The organism is Spirosoma sp. (genome assembly GCF_026391055.1).
GTDB lineage: Bacteria > Bacteroidota > Bacteroidia > Cytophagales > Spirosomataceae > Spirosoma.
Genome location: NZ_JAPLET010000021.1, coordinates 133,911 through 154,603, shown reverse-complemented (window position 1 = coordinate 154,603; position 20,693 = coordinate 133,911). Strand labels below are relative to the sequence as shown.

At 50.1% G+C, this 20,693-nt stretch carries 13 protein-coding genes and 1 rRNA gene; 9 read left to right on the top strand and 5 right to left on the bottom strand.

All coding sequences use genetic code 11. The features are described from left to right. The 3 genes from NT073_RS15195 to NT073_RS15185 form a co-directional block, all read left to right on the top strand. Positions 1-161, top strand: a 23S ribosomal RNA gene (locus NT073_RS15195); the annotation flags it as partial. Between the two features lie 124 nt (positions 162-285). Then, a complete protein-coding gene (locus NT073_RS15190) occupies positions 286-1,461 on the top strand; it encodes an MFS transporter (RefSeq protein WP_297375058.1) in 1,176 nt (391 codons plus the stop codon). Positions 1,462-1,556: 95 nt separating this feature from the next. After that, entirely contained in the window at positions 1,557-1,826 is a 270-nt protein-coding gene (locus NT073_RS15185; RefSeq protein WP_297375056.1) for a hypothetical protein, read from the top strand. Between the two features lie 32 nt (positions 1,827-1,858). Here the strand turns inward: NT073_RS15185 and NT073_RS15180 are convergent, their stop codons facing one another. Continuing rightward, the gene (locus tag NT073_RS15180) at positions 1,859-2,494 is read right to left on the bottom strand and encodes an HAD hydrolase-like protein (RefSeq protein WP_297375054.1); all 636 of its coding nucleotides are present in this window, start codon (positions 2,492-2,494) and stop codon (positions 1,859-1,861) included. 226 nt (positions 2,495-2,720) lie between these two features. Here NT073_RS15180 and NT073_RS15175 point away from each other — a divergent pair, with 226 nt between their 5' ends. The 3 genes from NT073_RS15175 (at position 2,721) to NT073_RS15165 (ending at position 8,270) form a co-directional block, all read left to right on the top strand. Beyond that, complete coding sequence (locus NT073_RS15175) at positions 2,721-3,023, top strand: hypothetical protein (protein ID WP_297375053.1); 303 nt, start codon at positions 2,721-2,723, stop codon at positions 3,021-3,023. Positions 3,024-3,955: 932 nt separating this feature from the next. Further along, the gene (locus NT073_RS15170) at positions 3,956-7,312 is read left to right on the top strand and encodes a hypothetical protein (protein ID WP_297375051.1); all 3,357 of its coding nucleotides are present in this window, start codon (positions 3,956-3,958) and stop codon (positions 7,310-7,312) included. A 217-nt stretch (positions 7,313-7,529) separates the two neighbouring features. Continuing rightward, complete coding sequence (locus tag NT073_RS15165; protein ID WP_297375049.1) at positions 7,530-8,270, top strand: hypothetical protein; 741 nt, start codon at positions 7,530-7,532, stop codon at positions 8,268-8,270. A gap of 372 nt (positions 8,271-8,642) precedes the next feature. On the opposite strand, the gene NT073_RS15160 is transcribed toward NT073_RS15165, so the two are convergent. After that, the gene (locus NT073_RS15160) at positions 8,643-9,413 is read right to left on the bottom strand and encodes an NUDIX hydrolase (protein WP_297375047.1); all 771 of its coding nucleotides are present in this window, start codon (positions 9,411-9,413) and stop codon (positions 8,643-8,645) included. Between the two features lie 252 nt (positions 9,414-9,665). Between NT073_RS15160 and NT073_RS15155 the strand changes: the two genes are divergently transcribed. Both NT073_RS15155 and NT073_RS15150 read left to right on the top strand, forming a co-directional pair. Continuing rightward, positions 9,666-11,822, top strand: coding sequence for a hypothetical protein (locus tag NT073_RS15155; RefSeq protein WP_297375045.1), 2,157 nt, complete (start codon positions 9,666-9,668; stop codon positions 11,820-11,822). A 21-nt stretch (positions 11,823-11,843) separates the two neighbouring features. Then, on the top strand, positions 11,844-13,949 hold the full coding sequence (locus tag NT073_RS15150; protein WP_297375043.1) for a beta-galactosidase: 2,106 nt from the start codon (positions 11,844-11,846) through the stop codon (positions 13,947-13,949). Positions 13,950-14,007: 58 nt separating this feature from the next. Here NT073_RS15150 and NT073_RS15145 read toward each other — a convergent pair whose 3' ends face one another. From NT073_RS15145 to NT073_RS15135, 3 genes are read right to left on the bottom strand one after another with little or no spacing between them, the layout of a single operon-like run. Continuing rightward, positions 14,008-15,261, bottom strand: a complete 1,254-nt coding sequence (locus NT073_RS15145; protein ID WP_297375041.1) for an AGE family epimerase/isomerase — start codon at positions 15,259-15,261, stop codon at positions 14,008-14,010. Between the two features lie 12 nt (positions 15,262-15,273). Continuing rightward, complete coding sequence (locus tag NT073_RS15140; RefSeq protein ID WP_297375040.1) at positions 15,274-16,467, bottom strand: sialidase family protein; 1,194 nt, start codon at positions 16,465-16,467, stop codon at positions 15,274-15,276. Between the two features lie 7 nt (positions 16,468-16,474). Further along, a complete protein-coding gene (locus NT073_RS15135; RefSeq protein ID WP_012927179.1) occupies positions 16,475-17,179 on the bottom strand; it encodes an FCD domain-containing protein in 705 nt (234 codons plus the stop codon). A 156-nt stretch (positions 17,180-17,335) separates the two neighbouring features. Here NT073_RS15135 and NT073_RS15130 point away from each other — a divergent pair, with 156 nt between their 5' ends. Further along, positions 17,336-20,689, top strand: a complete 3,354-nt coding sequence (locus NT073_RS15130; protein ID WP_297375037.1) for a SusC/RagA family TonB-linked outer membrane protein — start codon at positions 17,336-17,338, stop codon at positions 20,687-20,689. Positions 20,690-20,693 lie beyond the last annotated feature (4 nt).

The window sequence follows — 20,693 nt, the reverse complement described above, 5'->3', positions numbered from 1 at the left end:
GGAACAGATAAGCGCTGAAAGCATCTAAGTGCGAAACTGGCCTGAAGATGAGTGTTCCGGTATAAAGGGGTGTTGTAGACGACGACGTTGATAGGCGGCAGGTGGAGGTGGTGAGAGCCATAAAGCCGAGCCGTACTAATGGCCCCGGAAGCGTATATCTAAACGAATTATCTACTTTCTTGCTCGATTGGAACAAGACATAACTAATAGCTAAAGGCCGCTCCTGTTGGGGTGGCTTTTATTGTTTAATAGGGCCTGATAAATAACCTCTCGTACTTTTGCTTCATGAACAGCAAAACGTTAACATCCGGTCAGATCGCCATTATGGCTGTATCAGCAGGTGTGTGTGTCGCCAATATTTATTATAATCAACCCATTTTACCCCACATGGCCCGCACATTTCAGGCAACTGAAAATGAAGTTGGTAGGGTGGCAGTGCTCGCTCAGGCTGGGTACGGTGTAGGGCTATTTTTCCTGACACCCCTTGGGGATAAAATCAATCGAAAACGACTGATGTTGTTTTTGCAAATTCTGCTCGTCATCGCGCTTGGGTGTATGGCATTGGCCAGTAGCTTGCTGCTGGTAAATATCATGAGTTTTTTTATTGGTCTTTTCGCCGTTTCGGTGCAGATTATTGTCCCAATGGCAGCAAGTCTGGCTAAGGAAAACCGGGGACGAGTTGTTGGAATTATTTTCACCGGCATTTTGGTAGGAGTATTATTCGCGAGGGTCTTCAGCGGTTTCATCGCCGAATGGTTCGGGTGGCGATATGTGTACGGTATTTCGGCGGGGATGGTTGGCGTTGTAACGCTAGCTCTTCAGCTTTCGTTGCCCAATGTGGCTTCGGCATTCACCGGCAGTTACGGACAGTTGCTGTCATCGACGCTGGCACAGGTTCGCCGTTTTCCGCTTCTACGCAATACGGCTCTTTTAGGGGCTATGGTATTCGGAACATTTTGTTCGTTCTGGACTACGCTTACGTTTCACCTCAGTGGCCCGCCTTTTCAGTATCAGACGGGTACCATTGGCTTGTTCGGCTTATTGGCCATTGGAGCCGCCCTGCTGGCACCGGTATTTGGTAAACAGGCCGACAAAGGCAATGCCAAACAGATACGACTGTTTATGGCATTCCTGCTCATTTTCAGCGTACTGATCGTAAAAGTGTTTCCGCTCTCAGCTACAGCCTTCATTCTTACCGTCCTGCTGCTGGATCTGGGCGCACAGTCCATACAGGTGACGAACACGGCGCTTATCTATACACTCGACAGCACCGCGCATAGCCGTATCAATACGGTGTATATGACCTCCTACTTCATTGGGGGAGCCATCGGAACGTTTGTGGGCATTCAATGCTGGGTCTGGGGCGGATGGACACTGGTAACCTGGCAATTGTTACTCTGGAGCAGCCTGGCCATGCTGGTTTTACTACTTGGTTTACGGTTGAAGACGGCTAACGCTTAAATAATCGGGTTTAACTTTTTAAGCCGATTCGGGTTCTTTTCAGAAACACTGTTTCATTGAACCCACGGCTGTGATGGAATCCGGCCAATTTGCATATGAATGATCAATCTGTTTTATCGACCGTTGCCAGCAAACTTATCGACCGTTGGAAAACCGTAATGACTGAAGGCCAAAAGGCAAAAGATGCTCAGAATGAGCTTGTTGTAAACATCTATCAGCAAGAGAGGCAATTTCTGGAAAAACTAATTGATGAGGTCAGCCAATCATTACCAACTCCGTTAGCTGAATGGGAGGCCTATAAAGAAAGACCCGCTCCCGATATTCTTTTCAGCCCTGACTCTACCTTTGTACAGCATCGGTTTTGACAGTAGCTCGACATGTATTAATATCTATTTTATCAACGGTCGCCAAGTACTGTAGCTGAGATGTCGTCTAGTGAGTCGAATAGTATGACGTCCGAGTAAGTTTTTAGCGCGCTAACGTGGGTGTATCCCCAAGAAACCGCACCAATGGCGGCATTAACTTTGCGGGCTGCGTCGATATCCCGAATTTCGTCACCAATGCACAATGTTTCGCTGGGCGCCACCCTGTATTTTGACATCACTTTTTTGAATTTACGCTGTTTCCCAAACAGGGCCGTTCCACAGGCGTAATGCTGAATGAGAACTGCATTGTCTGACCCTAAAACCCGGCGAATGTTGGCTTCCGAGTTCGAACTCACAATCGCCAGTTTAACGCCCTCGTTAGCCAGTTGATTCAATAAGGCTGGTACCCCGGTAAATAATTGTATCTGGTCAATGTCACGGGCCATCAGCCGGATGAACGAACGAGCAATAAATGGAATCTTCCAGGCGGGTAGTTTGGCTAGTTTCATCATTTGCCGCGCATCGAGCGCCCGCAATTGATCGATGTGCTGAAGTTCTACCTGCTTAAAATTATAGTGGATTGCCAGCGTATTGATCGTGCGTAAAAAGTACGGAAACGAGTCGGCAAGGGTACCGTCAAAATCGAAAATGACCAGTTTGTAGTTCATAACAAGCACTTCATTGCATCCCGCACGAAGGTAAGGGATCAGCTTATAACCGAAGGTGAGACAACTGGCTCCGGCTGGTTAATCAATATACGGGTAATCTCGTCGAAAAGTGCCTTTGCATCTACCGCTGGCCAACTCAACTTCGCCGTATGACAACCGGTAAATACGTGTATTGATGGTGCCTATACCTTAGCACCATCAATACACGTATTTATTTCATACAATCATGAAAAATCTTTGTGGGGCACTTGTCCCGTTGATGGTCGTTATTCGATTAAATAGTTGCAAAGTACCCAAGCTTGAGCCGACTAACTACCCATCCGCCCAAAATTTCCCTGCCGGCAAACTCTCCGCCGTGAAAACAGAAATCTCCGATAGATATGATCAGGTGCAGCGATATGTTTACCAGAGAAACCGGCTTGTTACAGTCAACGGATACTATGTGAAAAAAAACGGCGTAAAAATCTCCCCAGGGGATTTTAGACTATTCGGCAAATCTGGTCTACAATTCATCAGAAAAGCTGATTAAAATACAGTTACAAAGGGTGGGACTTTTCCAATGGCTATCAAACTCAAACATCTCGCTTTGTTATAACGTATGGCGCTAACTCCAAAATAGAAACAGTTACCGAGTATATGACCGACGGTGACGAGGAGCTTAGTAATAGAAATAATGTTATTGTGACTGTATTTACCTACAATGCTTCGCAACAGCTTGTACAACAGGATAGGCATTGGGGGTTTGTAACAAGAACTAACATAATGAAATATAACCCGGTCGGCGATATGGTTCAATCGGTCGTTTACTCTAATGGGTGGATTGCCTAAACAGACCAATATGGCTATGGAGATGACTATAATTTCTTCAGGGAACAGTGCGAACCCTACTTACCGTTTGCTATCTACTCAGATGTTGTCGAGTCTGACTTTAAGCAGAATCTCATTAAGATTACAAGTATAAGCGGTATAGGAAGCTCCAGCGTTTTAAAAAAATCTACACATACGACTCCAAAGGGCGAGTGATTAAGCGGAAATTAGTTACTGGGGATGAGAGTCAGACCTATGGTTTTATTCAATATGAGTGCGAGGGCTGAGCATGATGTTTTTTAGCGCACCATAAACGTAAATCTAACAAAGCGATCAACGCTCTCGGGATGTATATCCGACCTGCCTTGACGTGTTTACCTCAGCAAGGTGTTGGCCTGTTCGGTGTTCTGCCCAGCCCTCCCAATGGAATTCAACCGACATGCCCGCACAAGTCGGTTGAAATACGGGAAATAACCCATTGATTACTAATAAGCTACTTCATTATCTTCGTTTCTTTTAACAACCGTACCCCCATATACATCGGGAGACAGTTTATGGCTGCTATTGATTACGGAGCTTGTTTTGGTATTCACAAAACAGTCAATTGGGGTACACTCTATTTCCTCGTGCTCGAAGTACTAACCTGTTTACATCATGACTTTCTACTTACTACCGTTCGTATGCCTTTGCCTTTACGCTGCCATTAAATATAGTCTGATTCCAATGCTGGCAAGTGCACAGCCAGTTTCCGTCTCAAAGCGCATTTTAAAAGAAGTCGCCGTTTCATCAGCCCATACCCTGAATTCGCTGGTGCTCCTGGCCGCAATAGTGTACAGCCTGTTAAGCATTCTGTTTGCAGGGATTCATCTGTTGGCAGGTGTTGGCTCTGTAGGACTCGCTAAAGGATTACTTGATTTTTCTGACCGCGTCAACACAACACTTGAGGCAATAAGTGACAAACCTGGCTACGAATACCTTGGCCTTGGGGTTTTGCTTATTGCCTTCTGTGCCTCCCTTTACCGTTCGTATAAAAAACAGTACAGTGATCAGTTTGACCGTAAAGCGGTTGAGCTGGCAGAAGGCTTCTCTAGTGGCAAACTAGCGTACACAGACTTACCATTGACTGCCGACCTGCAGGCCATACAGAATAGCATTCGAGAGTTTACCGATTATCTTAATGAACTGAACGAAGCCTATAAAACTACACCATCAGCCCAAACGGAGGAACAGATCCGGAAAGCCAAGGAGATACTCGAACTATATACCGATGCCTGGTATCGGCTCGATATTTTCCGGCGCGTAAAGCTTGAAAATGCAGTTACAGCAAATACGACCTTAAAAGATGACATTTTAGTTTTCCTTAGCAGCAAGGGCCTGGTCAATACGGTTACAAACGTTACCGGCACCCTATCCAAAGTTGCCCTTGTCTGTACACTCATATCTCTTATTACGGTTCAAACGTTACAGGGGAGCCGAATATTGGCCGATCAATTAGGGGAGACTTATCTGACAAAAAAGCTGGATGAAGCCCGATCCTCTTTTGAGCAGGTAATCAGTGAAACTACCGGGCAACGAATGGTTTCAACGGAAGATGAGGCTGTTTTGGATGAAATGGCGGCCGACTATGAACTGCTGTTTGCCAATAGCCTTTTCGAACAACTATCGACTGACGATTCTGCGACGATAGCCAAAGAGAGTGAGGTTTTCAAGATGCGATCGTTGGTGGTTCGCCAGCGAATCCTCAATGCCTTTGTTTCTATGGCAGCCAATCGTAGTAATGACCCGGACTTCAACACGCAGCCTGATATAGCTGATAGTTCATTATATGATCTGTCTACACCCGGGGAAAAAGCGAACTGGAAATTTATCAGAGCTTATACACATATAGAATCTGAAAGTGGACGAACATTGGCGAAAGCCGGGGTGAAGGGTGATTCATTTCGAAGAAGACCTAAAACAGCCGCGGGTATAGATTTTAGGGCCCGGATGCGAAGGGATTTCGCCAGTAAATCGGATGTTCTATGGACCCGTGCCAAGCGAAACTTTGCTACCTACAAAGCTTCGTTTCATGAGCCGATTGTTTTGAACGATTTAAGAGGACGTCTCTTTACAGAAGCCATTGGCAAAATTGCCGACCATGACGTTCACCTAACAGGGCAGGAAGCCCTGGATGATTTAATGAAAGAGTTTGTAGACAATGTTCAGGGAGATCTGCTCGAGAAAGCTCATGCCAAGATGAGCTATGAATTTATGGAAATGACGGCGAGGGGTGAAGCCTACGAAGATGTGATCAAGCGATTCAAGGACATTACGCCTGGCGACGTGTTTGGTGGCAATCACCGGGTGGCTACCATGCGTGCTGAAATGCCAGCGATACCACTGGGTTCTGCCGATGCCATTGCGGGTCATCATCCACCAAGCCTGAACCCGAATGTTAAAAAAGTCAACCTGAAGGAAGCCGGTGAAGCGCTGAAAAACTTAAATGGAGGCTCGGTCAGCGAAGGGTCAACAGCGGCACTGAACTCTTACGAAGATTTCTTCCCCGGACAGATGGGGTCTGAAGCCAGAACGTCGGCGGGTCAGTTGCGCCGATCTCTGGCTTCGGTTGAGGGAGCTTCGGAGCGTCTTGCTCTGGAATCGGCGGGCAATGCTCTGCAGGCAGCAGGTGAGTTAATCAGCAACGGACTCAGCAAGGCAGAGGCTTCGTTTGTTCGTTCCAGAAGTTATATTCGGCTGCGTGGTTTTAGTCGGATCGGTGGTGTATTGATAGGCAATGACCCGGAAAACAGTACGGCATCCGCCAAAAAAACCGGTGCCGATTTCGTCGATTTAATCTGGCAAAACGAGGCTGATAATCTAACGATATCACTGCGAAACCGCGACAAATCTATCGTTCGTGTCGGCACCTATCCAAAAGCAATTGTCCAGCAGGCTTTAGCTTACGCTGCCGATGGACGACTGACCACCGTTACCATGGTAAGCGTCCCGCCAATTTCTCAACTCAAAGTTCTATTACATCCGTCGCTGGTAAACAGCAAATTAGGGCTAACATCCATGGATTTGGATCGCCTGGTCGATAGCTTTCAGAGCCCGGAAATAAGTAAAGCCCGAGAACGGGTCACGATGTGGGGTATATTGTATAGCACGGCCTATCTGGAGCGGACCTTGGCCCAGGTTACGGATCAGGAGCAGTCTCAGGTTGATCAGAAAACACTCGAACGCCTTCGTCAAAACCAACAAGCTAAATGGACCGGTTTAGGGAAGTTTTGGCCTTTGCTACGCTCCATGATGCCGGAAGACAGCCCAGCCGACTTTCCCTTTCAGGAAAAATCGGCCTATTTCGATATGGACCTATTAAGAGTCATACAACAGGTTATGAAGACTAGTGCTGACGTTAGCACATTTAAACAAAAACTGATGCTTACCTTCAAACAAGGGGGGAACAGCAACCATGCTGCTTTTGCCAGTGAATTTGAGGTGTGGTCAGGCGTTCGTGAGCAAAAATATTCGGTCGATAAAAACCTGAGTTTTTTACAAAACAACACCCTGAATCCATACTACCCACTTGATTTTATGGTACAGGTAGCGTTTACCTCTGTCTCAAAGCCCGATGCTACCGACGACCAGGAACAAACAGACGAGGCCGATATGGATCCATGGCAGTTTCCGGCCCTAACGGCTCAAAACGCCGTTAATCTGGCTGTTATGCGTGGTATCAATTCAAGTCCGAGCTACAAGCACGTTTTGCACGATATGCAGCAATTTACGCAGTTACAACGTGTTTTCAGACTCGCCTTTCGTGGTCAGTTGGGGTATGATTTCCCACTCGACGAGCTACTCAATTTATTGGTGGCTACGAAAGAAGCTGTTCCCCGTGTCGAAACGCCAGAATGGAATCAGAATGAAAATGCTTTTTTATCAGATTTGGCCTTTGGGCGCACCAATACTGATTTCGCCACGCTCGTTCGGGCACTTGGCGTCTATCGACGTAATGACGAAGCGGACAACTGACGTCCTTCACCCTAAAAAGTGCCTGTACAGGATAGCCGTGTAGTATCGACGATATGGATTCACGGATTATATGATAATACAGGAAGAAAACGGAGGTCGAAAACTGACTTGACTCACTTAACCGCAATACCAGACTATAGTCGGGCTTGCCAATTTGGGTGACCTCTTTACCAGAAGTTTAGCGCAGCGTTGTATAGTCAATTTTAAATCTGAAGCGATGAAAACTCTTGGGCAGGAAATACCAGAACAGACAACTAGAAAATTTACCCAATTGAGCAAAGCGGACATTTACTATAGAACCTGTTTAGGGACATTTCTATTTTTAGGATGGCTATTCCTTTTCATACTGGGTCTAAGTCTGGAAGCGAAAGACTTCCGCGCATGCATTATGCCAGCCGACATTTTAAACTGGAAATACCTACTCCTTTATGCGGTGAGCCTAACTCCCATAAATGTAGCCGTGCTTTCATCCCTGGCAGGCTCTCTGGGTGGAATTGCCAGTAATCTGGCAGCTGAAAATAAGTTTTCTCTCGTTGATCCTGCTACCATTCAACCTGATTCAGCCGATTATCAAAGCTACTTATACATGACAGAAAATCCCCTTGTATCGCTACTTCGCGGCTTTATCACCTACATGATCTTTATTGCTGGCTCTTATCTGACAAATTTTACCACAGCGATCGACCCAACAAATGCTGGCGAATTTATGGGCTTAACTGCCTCATCTTATACCAGATTTGCCGTAACAGTGTCGCTACTAGCCTATTTGGCAGGATATGACCCGTCACGTATAAAGGGGTTCCTCAATAGCTTCAATATAACGAAAAAAGAAAATGAATTACCCGTAGTTGTTAAAAGCGATATACATAGCCGAGCAATCACCGACACCCACATAATTGCAAGCAATGATGGAGCAGTCGCAAATGGCCGACATACCGTGAAAAGCAATGAAGGCTAACTACTGGCTGTAAGTCAACCTATTTTGCTACCAACGTCCTAATGAGCCGGACTGTACATATGCAATGATCAGCCACCCTTCTGTGGTTGACGGCTATTTAAAATAGTGCGGAGCCAGTTCAGTTAAGTAAAGCCGCCATTCGTTCTAGGTGTGCGCCCCAGCAGTTTCCCGGTAGGTGTACGGAAGGCTAACATCATCATACAGGTTGCGTAGTTTGGTTACCGTGTCATACAGAAAGTCAGCCTTGCCAATCCCGACCCAGTAAAATTTGGGCTTGGCGGCCACCAGCGCCTTAAGCTGGGCAACGTGCTTTTCTTTATCGTAATTCAGCTGGCTGTTCGACGGTTAAACATATTAGTTAAGTTGACGGGTTTAAGGACACACGTTACAATCCATCACTGGCGAGTTTGGTACTGGTTGCTGACGTAGCCGGTATAAGTACGGGGCTTTGTTGGCGGCACCGGTGAACTTCTTCTCCAGCCGCTCCAGAACGTTCTGTTCCAAAATCTTCCGGGGGAAATTGTTGGCGGCAAACGGTTGGTCGTAGATGGCTTCATATAACTGCTGAAGTTCTTTCATGGTAAACGTCTCCGGCAGCAAATTATACGCAATCAATTTCTGATCCAGATCACGGCGTAACGTACTGAGTGCTTCCTGAACGATGTCGTTATGATCTAAAATCATGGCAGGCAGCTCGTGAATGTCATACCAGTCTATGGTGGCATCTAAACTGGTTTTTTGCGGGATAACCTTGTTAATATCGACCAGGGCGTAATAGCCAATGGAGATGAATCGTTTGGTAATCCATTCGTAATCAGCTGGATTTCGCTGTTTTTTCTCCAGTTTTTCCTGGTTTAGCTCAATGAGCTGATCAATAAAGCGGCCATTGTCGCGGCTGGCTTTACCAAACACCCGAAACTGTTCCAGGTAAATGTCGATGATACCCGTTCTATCCCCCAAAATCCGTATGGCCGCTGCGTCAATATCCTCATACTGATACACAAAGCCGCTCGGCAGCGTCCAGAAGTCACCGGCCAGATCAAGTTTCGGGATAAGAACCTTCAGTTGTCTTGCCTTGTAGCCGAAGATTACACAATCAATGCTAACCTGGGGCATATACGCTTGCTGACTTACATGTTGCATAGGAATGGGCAGCTTTTATTAATCTAATTGCCATTTATCAACCGCGCTAATAGACTCAATTTAGGGGCCTGCCAGCAGTTGACATTGCAAAGATAAATCATGCATAATTTATTATCTCAATTTTAGATAATAATAAACTGATTTTAATAACTTTGCACATTAGTTGACTGGCACGGCATACTGTTACGTACTAACTTCTTTGTTTACAGATCGTTGACCCGTTCTCTGATTACTTTATGTAAGTTATGAACTATGGCATCGTTCAATTCTATTAAACTCCTGCTGATCCTGTCGCTTTGCGCCGTTGCAGTTGCCAACGCGCAGACTAACCTGACCCAGCTAAGCCCTGAACTGGCGAAACAGTTTACCACCGCCGATCCGCTCTTCAAGGAGCCGTATGTCGATGTGGATGAATGGCGGGATAAGCCGGTGCGCCACCACTATGTGCATGGCGGATTTACCGGAACTGGCGCCCGTTTCTCGTTTTACTTCCCCGCCAAAGCAAACTACAAGGGCCGCTTCTTCCAGTACATAACTCCCTTTCCCGATAATGAAAACTTGTCGCAGGGTGCAACCGGTGAGGAAGACAAGATTGGCTTTTCCGTTAGCCATGGCGCTTACTTTATCGAAACCAACGAAGGGGGCGCGATCGACTTTTCCAAACCGATGGCTACCGATCCAACCATTGGCGCTTACCGCGTAAATGCCACTTCAGCTCAGTTCTCACGCATCGTAGCCGCTCAGTTATATGGAAAACACCGGACATACGGCTATTGCTTCGGAGGGAGTGGGGGTGCCTTCCGAACGGTGGGCGGTATGGAAAACACGCAAGGCGTGTGGGACGGAGCCGTCCCGTACGTACTGGGTTCACCCGTCGCCATTCCCAATGTCTTTACAGTTCGGATGAACGCCATGCGCATACTAAAGGATAAATTTCCCCAGATCATCGATGCACTGGAGCCGGGCGGCAGTGGGGATATGTATGCCGGTTTGAACGATGAGGAAAAAGAAGCCCTGCGCGAGGTGACGGCTATGGGCTTTCCGCCTAAATCCTGGTATGGCTACAAAAGCATGGGCATCCACGGCTTTTTGGTGCTCTATCAGGGCATCGTCGGGGCGGATAATACCTATTTCACGCAGGACTTCTGGTCGAAGCCGGGGTATTTGGGCACTAACCCAACCGCATCGTTGCTCAAATCCCGAATCCAGCAACCCGGCAAAATCAAAGCGGGCATTCCGATTACTAAGGCTGTCAGTCTGGGATTAAGTCAACCGTTGTCCGAACACGACCGGGGCACCGCCGATGCCGCTTGGAAAAGCATCGGTGGGGTCGAAGGCAACATGCCCGTGGCCTTTCAACTCGATAACGCGCTCCCCAATATTGATTTTTTGGGTGGCGATCTGCTCATTAAAAGTGGAGCCGCTGCGGGAAAAAGTCTGCAACTGACTAAAATCGCCGGCGATAAAGTGGTGCTGGGTCCTGCCGACGCAGCTGTGCTGGCGCTGATCAAACCTGGCGATGACGTACAGGTGGATAATTCCAACTTTCTGGCCGTACAAACCTACCATCGCCATCAGGACCCCGGCCCGCAATACCCCGTCTGGAATCAGTTTCGCGATGCCTCAGGCAAACCTTTGTATCCACAGCGGCCGATGCTCTTAGGCCCTTTGTTTACCCGTGGTGCCGCGGGTGTGCTGCCGACGGGTAAATTCAACGGTAAAATGATCCTGCTTGAATCGCTCTGGGACCGCGAAGCCTTTGCCTGGCAGGCCGACTGGTACCGCAGCCGGGTGAAGGAAGTGCTGGGGGACAGTGCCGACGTGCATTTCAGACTCTGGTATACTGACCATGCCCTCCACGGCGATGTGGCGGTGGAAGATGATCCAACGCATACGGTGAGTTACCTGGGTGTATTGCAACAGGCCTTGCTGGACCTGAGCGCCTGGGTCGAGAAAGGCGTCGAGCCAGCCACTACGACGAATTACACCATCGACAACGGTCAGGTGATTATTCCGCAAACGGCCGACGAGCGCCGGGGTATACAGCCCGTCGTCAGCCTAAACGCGAACGGCAGCAAACGGGCTGATATTTCGGTGGGACAAACCGTCACCTTCACGGCTGAGGTTGCCGTACCCAAAAACAAGGGTAAAGTCGTGGCGGCTGGCTGGAATTTCGAGGGATTGCCCGAAAATAGTGGCAAGCTGGCGAACCCGTTTTATCGGGTGGCCGCTACCCTGACGCCAACGGATAAAACGGGTTCCCGCGTCACGGTTAAAGCGACGCACACGTTTTCAAAACCCGGCACGTATTTCCCGACGATACGGGTAGCTTCTCAGCGAGAAGGCGACGCTAAAACACCCTATACCCGCATCCTGAATCTGGATCGTGTGCGGGTAGTCGTAAAATAATCTCCTAATCACTTTCTATAGATGAACGCTTTTATAGCCAACTATTCATTGGTCGCCGTCTTTCTATTTAGTTTCCTGTCTGTTTGTGCGCAATCCGGTTCGCAGCCGAAGCTGCTATATGGCGTGGCGTATTATGATGAGTACATGCCCTACGAACGGCTGGATAAGGATATTGCGATGATGAAAGAGTCGGGTATCAACGTGGTTCGCATTGCCGAGTCAACCTGGGGGACTGTGGAACCGCAGGATGGTGTGTTCGACTTTTCGCACATCGACCGTGTCCTGAATGCCATGCACAAAGCCGGTATCCGGGTGATTGTCGGTACGCCGACCTACGCAGTGCCCACCTGGCTGGTTCGCAAATACCCCGATGTGCTGGCCATCACCCCAACCGGCCCGAACCGCTACGGCCAGCGTCAGAACATGGACATAACCAATCTGCATTACCGCTTCCATGCCGAACGGATCATTCGCAGGATCATGGAACACGTGAAAGACCATCCGGCTATTATTGGCTATCAGGTCGATAACGAAACGAAAGCGTATAATACTGCCGGGCCTGACGTACAAAAGCAATTTGTCGAGTATTCCAAAGCCAAATTTGGCTCGCTGGATTCGCTCAATAAAGCCTTTGGCCTCGACTACTGGAGTAACCGCATCAATAGCTGGGACGATTTTCCGTCGATGGTCGGCTCGATCAACGGCAGTCAGACGGCCGAATTTGCCAAATTCCAGCGGAAGCTGGTGACCGATTTTCTAGCTTGGCAAACTGCTATCGTCAACGAATACAAACGGCCCGGCCAGTTTGTTACCCAGAATTTTGACTTGGAATGGCGGGGGTACTCTTTCGGTATTCAGCCCGACGTAGATCATTTTGCAGCCGCCAAACCGCTCGACGTTGCCGGTATCGACATCTACCACCCAACGCAGGATGCGCTGACCGGTATCGAAATAGCCCTGGGCGGAGATCTGGCCCGGTCGATGAAAGTTGATGGGTCGAACCGGGGCAAAAATTACTTGGTACTGGAAACCGAAGCGCAGGGTTTTGCGCAGTGGCTGCCGTACCCCGGTCAATTACGGTTGCAGGCTTTCAGCCACTTGGCGTCGGGCGCGAATATGGTCAGTTACTGGCCCTGGCATTCCATCCACAACGCGATAGAAACCTACTGGAAGGGCCTGCTGAGTCATGATTTTCAGCCAAACCCGACCTTTGAGGAAGCCAAAACCATTGGAAAGGATTTTGAGCGACTGAGTCCGCAGTTAGTCAACCTCAAAAAAACGAATCAGGTGGCAGTTCTCTTCAGTAACGAAGCCCTGATGGCCTTTAACGCCTTCCGGTTCGGCTGGTATAATCGGGACACGTATAACGATATTTTGCGGCCTATGTACGATGCGCTGTACCGTATGAATGTAGGCGTCGATTTTGTCGATCCCAGCAGCACCAACCTGCAACAGTATAAACTGATCGTTGTGCCGGTTCTGTACGCAGCCTCCGATGAACTGCTGCACCGACTGAACAACTACGTCAAAAACGGCGGCCACATAGTCTATACTTTCAAAAGTGGCTTCGCCGACCAGAACGTCAAGGTTCGCACGCAGGTGCAGCCCGCCATCATCGGCGAGGCTCTGGGTATCACCTATAGTCAGTTCACGACGCCCCAGAACGTAACGCTGAAAGGAGACCCCTATGGCGTGGGTGCCGAGCACAACAAGGTGAAAACGTGGATGGAACTCATCACACCTACCACGGCGAAGGTGATGGCCTACTATGATCATCCGGTTTGGGGGAAGTACGCGGCCGTTACCCAGAATACCTTTGGCAAGGGCCTCGCCACCTACATCGGCTGCTGGACTGATGATGCCATCACCGAAAAAATCCTGGCCGACGCCGTGAAGAAAGCCAACCTCTGGGGCGATGCCCAGTCGCTCGCGTTTCCCATCGTTACCCGGCAGGGTGTCAACCAACAGGGCAAGACGATCCATTACGTGTTTAATTATTCGGCCAAACCGGTTAGCGTGACCTACCCCTTTGCCAACGGCCGCGAACTGCTTCAGGACCAGTCGGTGCTGAAAAGCGGCAAGCTGGATTTAGAGCCTTGGGGTATTAAGATTATTGAGGTCAATTAAGTATCTATTACTCCCAACCTCCTGAACGGGGCGTAACCCAAAGTGGGATGACTCATGTTTAGGAGGTTGGGGGTGAAGAAAAATAGCCGTGTAAATCCCCTTCAGGGCGGTCAGTCGTTGCGGACTGGTTTAGATCGAGGCTTTTCAAGGTTTGCCAACACTGATACAGGCCCCTTGGTACGTGGAAACAACCTTTCCATTTTCCTCCCTTCAACGGTAAAAGCACCTCGCCCCGCCGGTTCAGGTAGCCGTACCATTCGCCATGAGCAGGGTCGGGAAAATGCTGCCAGGTATACGCGTGCAGGCGCTCAAACCAGTCCCAGCATGTCTGATTTCCCGTTTTTTGATACCCTTTCAATACAGTAACGAGTGTTTCGACGTGAACCCACCATAGTTTTTGGTCCCATTCCAGTTGCTGGGTTGGGTGCCCCTGACTATCCATAAAATAAAACAGACCGCCGTATTGGGTATCCCAGGCGTAGTCCAGGGTAGCCAGCGTAATGCGAACGGCTTTTTCGAGCAGGGCCTGGTCATTGCGCCGAGTGGCCAGGTCCATGATGAACCACATCGCTTCAATGGCATGGCCGGGATTCAGCAGACGCCCTTCGTAGCTGTCTGAAAACTGCCCATCGGGCGTAACGTTTTCGCGGATCAAGCCTAAGTCCGGGTCGTAGAAAACATCCATGACCTCGTGGATGCATTCGTCAATGGTCTGGTCGACCAACCGACGATCGAGCAGGTGCTCGATTTCCAGCGAGAGGTTGCACAGAATCATGGGAAGCGCAAAATTCTTGAGCGGCCGAGTGTCGGCAATGGCTTTATTCCACTTGCCTTTCGGGTTGTCGCGCCGACTCAGAATCTGCTCAAATGTCGATTGTGCTATATGGGCGTATTCGTCATTCTCCGTTGCTACCGATAATTGCCCGAACGCCATCGTTGCGAAACAGTCCGAGAAAATATTGAAGGGTTGTACCAGCGGCCGACCGTCGCGCGTCAGGGAAAAGTACCAGCTTCCATCGTCGGCCCGGCCATGTTTCTTTAGGAAACTGGCCCCGTGCTCCGCTATCGCCAGCCAGTCGGAGGACTGCTCTGGCGACGTATCGCTCACCCGGTTGTAAAGCATGGAAAAGGTCCAGACCTGACGAGCCTGAAGCCAAATGAATTTATCGGTGTCGTAAACGTTGCCTTTCTGATCAAGACAGGTAAAAAAACCGCCCTCCTGCCGGTCGATTGAATGGGTCTGCCAGAACGGAATGACATCATTCAGTAAAGCATCGCGGTAAAGCTGAGTATACGTGTGGGGAGTAAGCATATGTAGGAATGGTTACTTGACCAGCCAGTCGTAGCGGAAACGGGCGTAGGTGATTTTGGTGTAGTTGTCTTTCTCGTAAAGTGCCCCGATTGTGTTGTCCTGCTGAACAACCAGGTCTGAATAGGCCGACGAGCCGGCATAAATGGATTTGCCTGATGACCACGTTTTACCCCCATCCCGGCTAACACGAACCGTCAGATTGGTACGGCTGGTCTGGCTATTCGGATTCGAGAACAGGAGCACGTTGGAGCCACGGCGCGGCTGGTAATTGAGCATACTTCCCTGACAAACCGGGTCGGGTAAATCGGTGGCGATAACGACCGGCTCCCAGCTTTCTCCCGCGTTGGGCGAGAAGGCCAATAGGCGGTTTTTGACATCGCCCGACTGGTTCCGGGCGTTCAGCAGCAGGCCCCCGCCGGGCGTTTCTGCGGCTGTGCTTTCGTTGCCGCCGGGATAGGGAATGGTTGCGCTTAATTTCCAGGTTTCGCCGTGATCGTCGGAATAGAAGCCATGCGCCCGATAATCCCGAAATTGTTGCTGTGGCGGGCCTTCGGAATGATTGGCCGCCACAAAGATCCGCCCTTTGTACCGGCCTTTCTGCAGTTGCAGCGCATGGCCCGGCGTGTTGGCGTACGAGCGCCAGTCTTCAGGAAAAGCATAGGCAGGGTTCACGTTAGGCTTGTTGGGGCGCGATACCTGCGTGGTGATGTTTACCGGCTCCGACCAGCTTTGCCCGCCATCCGTACTGGTTTTGTACCACACTTCCCGAATGGCGAATCCTTTTCGGACATTGGCCTCCGAATCCGTTCCGGTGTTATAGAGCAAAAACAGTCGGCCAGCCGGAAAGCGCGGGTCGCTTACATCAAACACTGGCGCAGCATTACCCGCCTGCATGCTGCCAAAGTCGACAACGGTTTGAATCGGGCTCCAGGATTGCCCGTTGTCTTTACTCGTTCGTAAAACAATATCGACATCGCCAAAATCACCGCAATTCGTCCGACGCCCTTCGGCAAACGCCAGCAGGGTTCCGGTCGGTGTTTTTACAATGGCCGGAATCCGGTAGCAGAGATAGCCCCCTTCGCCATTCTGAAAAACCGTCGTTTCGACAATGGGTTGATTGTTAGTGTTCTTGGGCCGAATGCCTTGTGCAGGGGGTAGGAACTGGCCCAGGCTAAGACCGGCGGCCAGTAGAAAGGAGTGAAGCATACCGGGGTTAGAATAAGCGTTGGAAGTGATTCTCGAAGTGGTTGCGCATGGCGTTTCGGAAGGCCTCGGGTGTTCCATGCTGGATAACGTCGACAATGCCCCGGTGCGAGACAAACTTCTTTTGCTGTACCTGTTTTTTCAGGATGCCGCTTTCGTGCACATACTTGAAAATGGGTAGCAGCATGCGCTGAAACCGGCGCAGCGTTTCGTTGCCGGTAATGTCGTACAACTTGCCATGGAAGCGAATTTCCTGTTCTGAATCGAAGATCATGTCTTCTGTATTGACCGGTTCATCGGCAACGATGGCGTAGAGTTCGTCAATGTCATTCTGGGTTACACGCTCAAAAATCAGATCGCCCATACCGATTTCCATAACCATGCGTAACTCGAAAATATCGCGCAGGGTGGCGTTGTCCAGAATGCCGGGATATAATGTTTTTTCAATCAGCGAGAGCAGGTCAGGATTGGTAATTACCGTACCCCGTTTTTTCTTGGTATCGAGCATGCCGCGCATCCGCAGTCGTAACAACGCTTCGCGCAGGACTGTACGGCTCACACCCAACTGAGCCGCTAGTTCGATCTCCTTCGGAATTACATCGCCCGCTTTAAACTGCTTGTCGTTGAAAAAGTCAAGCAGATCTGTCTCCACTTTATCGACTAACGTCAGGTTCTCATTCAACTTAAAATCATTCTGGCTATGTACGTAGTCCATGTATTATGTATAATATAAAAAGTCAGCGCCTTCGATTAAGTAGGACAATATTCGGGATTATCTGCCTAAGAAAAAAATATTTCCTCTTTTTTTGGCTTTTATGTACAACATAATACCTTTGTCAAGTCATACTTATTCCTTAGTCTACCGAAAATTATGTTAATACCTTCTCCTTACCTCGCTAAATGCGGTCGATATGTACTACATATTGTCTGCTGGCTGGTTGCCCTTAGCGCTTGGGCTCAAACTGCCCCGCTGTCCGGTACCGTTCGGGATGGCCGCACCAGTGAAACGCTGCCCGGCGTAAACATCACGATCAAAGGAACGAGCCGGGGCACCGTATCCAACCAGGATGGTCAGTTCTCGCTTGCTGTTCGCAAGGGCGACGTACTGGTGGTTTCGCTCATCAGTATGAGCACCCAGGAAATCGTTGTCGATAATCAGACATCGCTGGATATCCGTCTGGCCGAAAGCGCCAAAAGCCTCGATGAAGTTGTTGTGGTTGGCTACGGCCAGCAGAGCCGGAAAACACTCACCGGGGCCGTATCGACCATTGACCAGACTGCTTTTAAATCGGTGCCCCGCACGAACGTGGGGACGGCCTTGCAGGGAACCGCGCCCGGTTTACGCGTGCAGCAAACAACGGGGCAGCCGGGGGCAACGCCCACCATCGTTTTCCGGGGCGGCACCGATTTCAACGGGTCTGGTTCGCCACTGGTGGTGATGGATGGGGTTATCGTCCCTTCTCTCTTCGGTATCAATATGGAAGATGTAGAGAGCATTGATCTGCTGAAAGATGCTGCCTCTGCAGCCATCTACGGCGCACGGGCCTCAAATGGGGTGATTCTGGTGACGACGAAAAAGGGGAAGAAAGGCCGCACGTCCGTAACCTATAGCTACAAGCGGGCCAACAACTACATCCGGCGCAATCCACTCGACTACATGAATGCGGAAGACTACATTCTCTGGAACCGTCGGGGGCTGGCCAGCCGGTATGCTGCGGCACAGGCTGACAACAATACCGCCGAAATGAACAACGCCCGTAACCAACTAACGGGTGCCTGGGGGTGGGGCGTCAATTCGGGCTGGACAGCACCCGACGGCAAGTATTCGACCCAACTGGTGTCGAACAATAACCGAAACCTGCTCAGCGACCCGCAGTATCATTTATTGATCGACAAAAACCCGTTCAATACCAATCAGACGGACAGCCTGTTGTATCGCTCCATCTCGCAACGCCGACTGGAAGATCTGATTCTTCAACAGGGTACCCTGAATGAGCATTATCTGAATGTTTCGGGGGGGAACGATCAGGGCAATTTTTCGCTGGGTGTGGGTAGCATCAGCGATGTGGGCACGCTCATAGGCTCCTCGCTCAGCCGGATGAACATGAATTTCAACGGTGGGCTGAACGTGGGTAAAAATCTAGTTGTCAACCTGAACATGTCGGGTTACAGCGCAAAAACGACCCCTTCGTACTTGTCGGCCGATGGGGGAGGGGGCGTTGGTGGCGGTATCGTTCAGCGATTTACGGGTATTGCGCCTACCGTTCGGCTGACGAATGACCTGACTGGTGCCGAACTGCCCGGTGTGGATGGCAGCACCCTGGGCAACCCGAATTATTTCCGGGATAAATTTTTCAACCAGACCCTCGAACAGCGCTATTCCGGAGGGCTGAATCTGGAGTACACTATTCTGCCAGGGTTGAAAGCGCTGGCGTCGGCATCAGGATTTTACCGGTATACCACGAATGAGGGGTTTACCAAAGCTTACATAAACGGAACCGGTGGCGCGTTGATCAACACGCGCAATGCATCATTTACCAACCAGCGGGCCAGTCAGTATACCTATAACGCCTTTCTTCAGTACAACAAAGATTTCGGTAAGCATACCGTATCGGCACTGGCGGGCGGGGAGTTTTTCGAATCACGGGTCTACGATTATGGCGCGACGGCCAATCTGGCAGCTACCGATTTTATTCCCTGGCTATCGGCCTCAACAGCGGCTGTAGGGGTGCCAACCTCTTCGTTTTCGAGTTGGCAGCGGCTGGCCTCGGTCATTGGCCGGGTTAATTACACCTTTGCCAATACCTATCTGCTGAATGTCAACCTTCGCTACGATGGTACCTCGAAGCTAATCACGAATCAGTACGGATTTTTCCCCGGCGTTTCGCTGGGCTGGAACATGCACTATGCAGATTTCTTCGCCAACTCGTTTCTTCGCCGGTACGTGTCGACACTGAAGCCCCGAATCAGCTTCGGTGAAAACGGCAGTATCAACCCACTCAACAGCGCGGGCCAGCCACTTATCGGCGACTATGCTACCATTCCTCAATACGGCAGTGTTGGCACGTATAACGGTCAGCCGGGGTTTGCGGCTGGCAGCATCACCAATACCAACCTCAAGTGGGAGCGGGCCAATACGCTTAATTTTGGCCTTGATGTAGGGCTGCTCAACAACCGGGTCACCGTAATTGCCGATTACTTCATCCGGAATGTGTACGACAAGATTACCTCGCTTACCATTCCCGGCTGGACCGGCTTTAATACCTATGTTACTAACCTCGGGCAACTCCAGAATCGGGGTGTCGAATTGGAAGTAAGGGCGAATGTGCTGAAACCGACGAATGCCAACGGGGTATCCTGGACCGTCAGCGCCAACCTATTTCATGTCAGAAATTTCGCCAAAAAGCTCCCTAATAACGGCCTGGAACGGAATCGGCAGGGGGCTGTCCAGATTTTCGATCCCGCCCAGAACAAGCTGGTTTGGGTGGGCGGTTTGCAGGAAGGCAAACGGGTTGGCCTCGACGAGATTTATGCCCCCATATTCGACGGTATTTACACCTCGCAGGCCCAGCTGGATGAGCGCGCCAATCTATTGAATACCTACCTGCCCTATACCAACAAGCGAATCAAACTGCTGGGCGATGCCCGCTGGCGGGATACTGACAAAAACGATACGCTCGACTACCGCGATAACGTGTATGTGGGCAGGACAACGCCAACGATTCAGGGTGGTTTCTCGTCGAATCTGTCCTGGAAAGGATTCAACCTGTATGGTCAGTTCGATTATTCGCTGGGTTTTATTATTGCCAATCAGTCGTACCTGCGCGGTATGTCGCAAGTACAGGGCTCCCAGAACGGGCCGGTCGACGTAACCAAAACGTGGTCGCCGGAGAATCCGACCGGTACGCTGCCCCGCTATTACTGGGCCAACTACGGCCGGAACTATTTTACCGATGCCGGGGGTAGTACGACGGCTCCCGCCAATTTCTGGCAGAAGGGCGATTATCTGGCCATGCGTGAAGTAACGCTGAGTTACGATATGCCTGCTTCATTGCTCGAACGGGTGGCTCGTAACCGGGTCAAGAGCCTTCGGGTATTTCTGACGGGCTCCAACCTGGTTTATTTCACGGGGTATAACGGTACATTCCCCGAAGTGGGCGGAAACGATGTAGGTCGTTTCCCGCTGCCCCGAACCGCAACACTGGGTGCTACCATCAGTCTCTAATCGC

Coding starts and splice junctions, on each gene's coding strand:
- NT073_RS15155 (WP_297375045.1), top strand. CDS start 9,666: ATGGCATCGTTCAATTCTATTAAACTCCTGCTGATCCTGTCGCTTTGC.
- NT073_RS15190 (WP_297375058.1), top strand. CDS start 286: ATGAACAGCAAAACGTTAACATCCGGTCAGATCGCCATTATGGCTGTA.
- NT073_RS15165 (WP_297375049.1), top strand. CDS start 7,530: ATGAAAACTCTTGGGCAGGAAATACCAGAACAGACAACTAGAAAATTT.
- NT073_RS15130 (WP_297375037.1), top strand. CDS start 17,336: ATGTTAATACCTTCTCCTTACCTCGCTAAATGCGGTCGATATGTACTA.
- NT073_RS15145 (WP_297375041.1), bottom strand. CDS start 15,261: ATGCTTACTCCCCACACGTATACTCAGCTTTACCGCGATGCTTTACTG.
- NT073_RS15160 (WP_297375047.1), bottom strand. CDS start 9,413: ATGCAACATGTAAGTCAGCAAGCGTATATGCCCCAGGTTAGCATTGAT.
- NT073_RS15140 (WP_297375040.1), bottom strand. CDS start 16,467: ATGCTTCACTCCTTTCTACTGGCCGCCGGTCTTAGCCTGGGCCAGTTC.
- NT073_RS15185 (WP_297375056.1), top strand. CDS start 1,557: ATGAATGATCAATCTGTTTTATCGACCGTTGCCAGCAAACTTATCGAC.
- NT073_RS15180 (WP_297375054.1), bottom strand. CDS start 2,494: ATGAACTACAAACTGGTCATTTTCGATTTTGACGGTACCCTTGCCGAC.
- NT073_RS15175 (WP_297375053.1), top strand. CDS start 2,721: ATGAAAAATCTTTGTGGGGCACTTGTCCCGTTGATGGTCGTTATTCGA.
- NT073_RS15135 (WP_012927179.1), bottom strand. CDS start 17,179: ATGGACTACGTACATAGCCAGAATGATTTTAAGTTGAATGAGAACCTG.
- NT073_RS15150 (WP_297375043.1), top strand. CDS start 11,844: ATGAACGCTTTTATAGCCAACTATTCATTGGTCGCCGTCTTTCTATTT.
- NT073_RS15170 (WP_297375051.1), top strand. CDS start 3,956: ATGACTTTCTACTTACTACCGTTCGTATGCCTTTGCCTTTACGCTGCC.